Origin of the sequence: Bifidobacterium sp. MSK.17.10, from assembly GCF_019129655.1 — a bacterium.
Lineage (GTDB): Bacteria > Actinomycetota > Actinomycetes > Actinomycetales > Bifidobacteriaceae > Bifidobacterium > Bifidobacterium adolescentis.
This window is the reverse complement of sequence record NZ_JAHOJD010000037.1, coordinates 1-366: the sequence shown is the minus strand read 5'-3', so window position 1 is coordinate 366 and position 366 is coordinate 1. Positions and strand designations below refer to the sequence as shown.

At 55.5% G+C, this 366-nt stretch carries 1 protein-coding gene; it reads left to right on the top strand.

Features of this window, described 5'->3' with window-relative positions:
- Positions 1-57 precede the first annotated feature (57 nt).
- A complete protein-coding gene (locus KSX58_RS10320; protein ID WP_217735718.1) occupies positions 58-348 on the top strand; it encodes a hypothetical protein in 291 nt (96 codons plus the stop codon).
- Positions 349-366: the final 18 nt, after the last annotated feature.

Genomic DNA, 366 nt, shown 5'->3' with positions numbered 1-366 from the left:
TACTCCACGGCGCACGGCTGTTGGATGGCACTGCAATAGCTTTCCGTAACCCAGACTTTGATTAAATCACAGTATGGCACCGTGACCGGCGTGAAGTCTGGCAAGATCGCGCAGATTAGCATCAACTGGAAAAGCGCGAACACTGACTCGTGGGGCAGTGGACAGTTCGGTACAATTCCGGAGGGTTGGAGGCCTGCGGTCGTCACGCATGGCACGTGGGCGGGGCGTGATGGTGGCAGCCAGCGTGATTTCATTCTGGAAACGAATGGCAATTTCCGTTATGCCAATTGTGGCGCGGTGCAGAACAGCGGCATGTTCTCCGGGACGATGACCTACATTCTCGCCTGAATAGCTTTCCGTAACCCT